Here is a 4,311-nt window from a genome sequence, read left to right as displayed (position 1 = left end):
CGCCCGTCGCGGTCCCGGCGGCGGGGCCGCCGCCGCCGGCGGTCGCGTCGCCGTCCGTCGCCGCGGCGGTCGCGGCGGTCGCCGTCGTGCCGGAGCCGCCCGCCGAGCCGTCGCTCGCGGCCGGCCCGTCGCCGATGCGCGCGATCGCGGTGCCGGAGCAGACCGTCTGGCCCGCGGGGACCGCGATCGAGAGCACGCCCTCGGCGTCGGCCGGCCACGCGGTGGTGGCCTTGTCGGTCTCGATCTCGACGACCTCGTCGCCGATGCGCACGAGGGTGCCGTCCGGGACGAGCCAGGCGACGATCGTGGCTTCCGTCGTGGCGTCGGAGAGCCGGGGCATGAGGACCTCGGGCATGACTCCCACGGTAGGCGCGGCCCTCGCGCGCGCGGGGGCCCGGGCGGCGCGGACCAGACTTCCGAGGGGGAGCCGGTCGGGGGGTCCGTCGCGGCCGCCGCCCCGGTCAGTCCGGCAGGTCGATGAGGCCGAACGTCGCGACCCCGCCCCGGATCACGAGCTCGCCCATCGTGTGCACGGGCCAGCGTCCGCGGTGGTCGGTCGCGCTGCCCGGGTTGCAGATCTGGAACCCGTCGTCGTCCTGCTCGTGCAGCGGGATGTGGCTGTGGCCGAAGACGACGACGTCCCGGTCGGGGAAGCGGCGGCGCAGGCGGGCGAGCCGGCCGGCCCGCGCTCCCGCGTCGTGGACGATCCCGATCCGCACCCCCGCGACGGTGATCCGCAGCTCCTCCGGCAGCCGGCCCTCGAGCGGCGCGTCGTTGTTGCCCAGGACGACGTGCACCGGCGGCCCGAGCTCCTGCAGCTCCGCCAGCGCGTCCTCGTCGCAGAGGTCGCCGGCGTGGACGATCGCCGTCGCGCCGTCGAGGTGCTCGCGGACGGTGGCCGACAGCCGCCGGCCCCGGCGCGGGAAGTGGGTGTCGCTCAGGATCGCGATCCGTGCGTCGCGGGACGCGGACGGGTCGGCGGCGGAGGAGGGCACCACGCTCACGGTGCCGTAATCGTGACGCACGCAGGTTGTTGCGATGTGAACTTGTCCGGGGGACCGTCTAGCCTCGCCGCGTGCGTCGGGCGCCCATCGAGACCGGGGACATCGTCGAGGTCGACAAGAAGGGCCGCCGCTTCATGGCGCTCGTGCTCGGCGTGGACCCCGGCGGCGACCTGCGGGTCGAGCCCGTCTGCCGCGGCGTCTCGTGGCGGGCGGCGACGTCCCGCGAGATCGTCCGCCACTGGAAGAAGGCCGCGCGCCGCCGGCGCCAGGCGGACCCGGACGAGCACGAGGAGCAGCTCGACCTCGGGCTGGACCTCGACGAGGGCTGAGTCAGTCGGCCGGCAGCTGCGCCGCGAGGTGCGCGGCGGCCTCGTCGACGCCCGCGTCGCCGTGGAAGACCCGGTCGCCCGTCCAGATCGCCGGGACGCGGCGGACGCCGGCGGCGATCGCGCGGTCGGTGGCGTCGTCCAGCGCCGCGCTGATCACCGGACGGCCGAAGGCCTGCACGATCGCGCGGGGGTGCATCTCGCAGGCCGACGCGGCCAGCAGCACGGGGGTCTCGGTGCCGAGGTCGTGGCCGCCGGCGAACGCCTGCCGGAAGGCGGGCAGGCTGAACGACACGACCCGGCCGATGCCCTTGGCGTACCAGGCGGCGAGCAGGGCCTTGCGGGTGTCCGGCGGGACCTCGACCGGCCAGACCACCGGCTGCAGGCCGCGCGCGGCGGCGGTCGCCTCGATGCGCTCGCGGGCGGCGGCCTCGTCGGCGTCGCAGCGGAAGCCGCCCCACGTCTGCTCGGGCAGGCGCGAGGAGTCGATCGGGACCCAGGGGGTCGCGACCGGCAGCGTCTGCAGGACGCGCTCGGCCGCGAGGTACGACTCCGGGTCCCCGAAGTCGAAGAAGAACGCGGGCGGGTGGGCGGGAAACCCATCCGCGAGGGTGGGCGCGGCGTCGTGGTCGTGGTCGCGCGCAGTGCCCTCGGCCGCCCCCGGGGTCACCCGCGTGATCGGCAGCGGGGACTCGTCCGGGGGCGTCACGAGCTCAGCCGTGGATGAGCCAGCCGTCGGCGGCGCGGGCGGCCTCCATCACGGCCTCCGACAGCGTCGGGTGGCCGTGGACCGAGCGCGCGACCTCGGGGTAACCACCCTCCAGCGCCCGCACGTTGACGAGCTCCTGGATCATCTCGGTCGCCTTCGCACCGACGATGTGACCGCCCAGCAGCTCGCCGTACTTCTTGTCGCCGACGATCTTGATCGTCCCGGACTCGCCGTAGACCGTGCCGCCACCGACCGCCCCGTACGGGACCTTGCCGACGACGACGTCGTAGCCCTGCTCCTTGGCCTGCGCCTCCGTCAGCCCGAACGACGCGACGTTCGGCTTGCAGAACGTCGCCCTGGGCACGTCGACGTAGGAGATCGGGTGCGTGTCCTTGCCCGCGATGTCCTCCGCCGCGATGACGCCCTCGTCCGACGCCTTGTGCGCCAGCGCCGGGCCGGGGACGACGTCGCCGATCGCCCAGATGCCCTTCTTCGACGTCCGCAGGCGACCATCGACGTCGATCAGGCCACGGTCGTTGAGCTTCACCCCGGCGGCGTCCAGGCCCAGCGCCTGGACGTCCGGGCCGCGACCGGTCGCGACGACGAGCCAGTCCGCGGAGCCCGACGTCTTCTCGCCGTCGCCCTTCTGGAACGTGAACGTCACGCCCGAATCGGAGGTCTCCACGTCCGCGACCTTCGTGCCGACGTGCACGTCGATGCCCTGCTTCTTGAACTCGCGGTTCGCGACCCTGGAGATGTCGAGGTCCTCCGACGGCAGCACGCGGTCGAGGAACTCGAACAACTGCGTCTCGGACCCCAGCCGCGCGTACGCCGAGGCGATCTCGGTGCCCGACGCGCCGGCGCCGACGACGACGATCTTGCCCGGCAGCTCCTGAAGCGCCCAAGCCTCCTCGGTGCCGATCACGCGGCCGCCGTACTGCACCCCCGGGATCGAGCGCCGGACGGAGCCCGTCGCGATGATCACGCCCTTCGAAGCGGTATGGGTCTCGCCGTTCACGACGACGCCGCCGTCGGCGTTCAGCGACGCCTCGCCCTGCAGGTACTCGATCTTGTTCTTCTTCAAGAGCGCCGCGACGCCGCCGGTCATCTGCTCGATGACGGACTTCCGGCGCTCCATGATCGCCGGGAAGTCGACCGAGATGCCCTCGATGTTGAGCCCGAACTTGCCGGCTTCACGGGCCTCGTCGAGGATGTCCGCCGAGCGCAGCACGACCTTCGCCGGGATGCACGCGACCGTCGGGCACCTGCCGCCGACGATCGCCTTCTCGATCACCACGGTCTTCAGCCCCAGCTGCGCCGCACGGATCGCGGCCACGTAGCCGCCCGGTCCGGAACCGATGACGATCGTGTCGAACTGCGCCATGTGTGGGGCCTCTCTCCTGCGGTGAAGCGTCGATTGCGAACTCGCTCTTCGACCCTACCGATCCGCCCGCGATCGCCCGTCCCGCCTGGTGATCGTCCCGTGGAGGAACGCGCCCCGCCGCGCCCGGTCAGGCCTTGGGCGGCGTGCCCTCGAGCTCGCCGCGGCGGATGAGCTCCATCTTCTGCACGCGCGCCATGACGTTGATCATCCGGTAGAAGACCCAGCCGGTGATCAGGCCGGACACGACGAGTCCGACTGAGAGCAGCGCCTTGTCGCTGAAGACGGCGGCGAGGATCGTGAACACGAACGCGAGCGCGAACAGCGTCTGCGCCCCGAGGATCGCCCACGGACGCAGGCGGTACGTGCCCCACACCGCGACGAGCACGACGATGAGCATCAGGGCGTTGCCGAAGCGCGTGGCGTTGGCGCCGTCGCCGTCGGCGGTGATGATCGAGACGATCAGGCTGATGCAGGCCAGGAGCAGCCAGCCGCACGCGATCAGGACGATGCGCGGGCGGTTCTCGGGGCCGATCGGCTCCAGCGCCTCGCGGGCGGCGATGTTCTTCAGCTCCGCCTTCGCGTAGCCGCGCTTCATCGCGTCGTTCCCGCCGGCCTTCGGCGGCGGGGCCGGGCTCGGGACGGTGCGGGTCGCGGTCGGCTTCTGCGGCGCGCCCGTCGTTCCCGCGTGACGCTTGCGCTTGCGCTTGCGGTCGGCCATCCCGTCCATCATGCCGGGACGCGGCCCGGCGCGTGCCCCGGGGCGGCCGGCGGTCGGCTGGAGGACGAGGGGTGCGACGCCGAACATCCAGAAGCCGAGGCCCATCATCAGGCGGAAGGTCCAGTAGGTGACGCCGACGATCGGGTAGTACTCGGCCTTCGCCGGGTCGC

At 73.1% G+C, this 4,311-nt stretch carries 5 protein-coding genes and 1 pseudogene; 1 reads left to right on the top strand and 5 read right to left on the bottom strand.

The genetic code is table 11. The features are described 5' to 3' along the window. Nucleotides 1-355: lipoyl domain-containing protein (locus AB0L40_RS26895; protein WP_364361741.1), on the bottom strand; the 355-nt coding region annotated here is incomplete at its 3' end. A gap of 106 nt (nt 356-461) precedes the next feature. Beyond that, nucleotides 462-1,004 (bottom strand): metallophosphoesterase family protein, encoded by a 543-nt coding sequence (locus AB0L40_RS26890; RefSeq protein WP_364361739.1) that lies wholly within the window; start codon nt 1,002-1,004, stop codon nt 462-464. 71 nt (nt 1,005-1,075) lie between these two features. Here AB0L40_RS26890 and AB0L40_RS26885 point away from each other — a divergent pair, with 71 nt between their 5' ends. After that, a complete protein-coding gene (locus AB0L40_RS26885; protein ID WP_026910668.1) occupies nt 1,076-1,333 on the top strand; it encodes a hypothetical protein in 258 nt (85 codons plus the stop codon). 1 nt (nt 1,334) lies between these two features. On the opposite strand, the gene AB0L40_RS26880 is transcribed toward AB0L40_RS26885, so the two are convergent. The 3 genes and pseudogenes from AB0L40_RS26880 to AB0L40_RS26870 form a co-directional block, all read right to left on the bottom strand. Next, nucleotides 1,335-2,039 (bottom strand): DsbA family protein, encoded by a 705-nt coding sequence (locus tag AB0L40_RS26880; protein ID WP_364361736.1) that lies wholly within the window; start codon nt 2,037-2,039, stop codon nt 1,335-1,337. A 4-nt stretch (nt 2,040-2,043) separates the two neighbouring features. After that, nucleotides 2,044-3,423: a dihydrolipoyl dehydrogenase gene (gene lpdA, locus AB0L40_RS26875; protein WP_364361734.1), complete on the bottom strand. Its 1,380-nt coding sequence runs from the start codon at nt 3,421-3,423 to the stop codon at nt 2,044-2,046. Nucleotides 3,424-3,550: 127 nt separating this feature from the next. Next, a pseudogene (locus AB0L40_RS26870) lies at nt 3,551-4,311 on the bottom strand (hypothetical protein); the annotation flags it as partial.

It is taken from the genome of Patulibacter sp. NPDC049589 (assembly GCF_040675535.1).
Classification (GTDB): domain Bacteria; phylum Actinomycetota; class Thermoleophilia; order Solirubrobacterales; family Solirubrobacteraceae; genus Patulibacter.
This window is presented reverse-complemented; position numbering and strand designations above follow the sequence as displayed.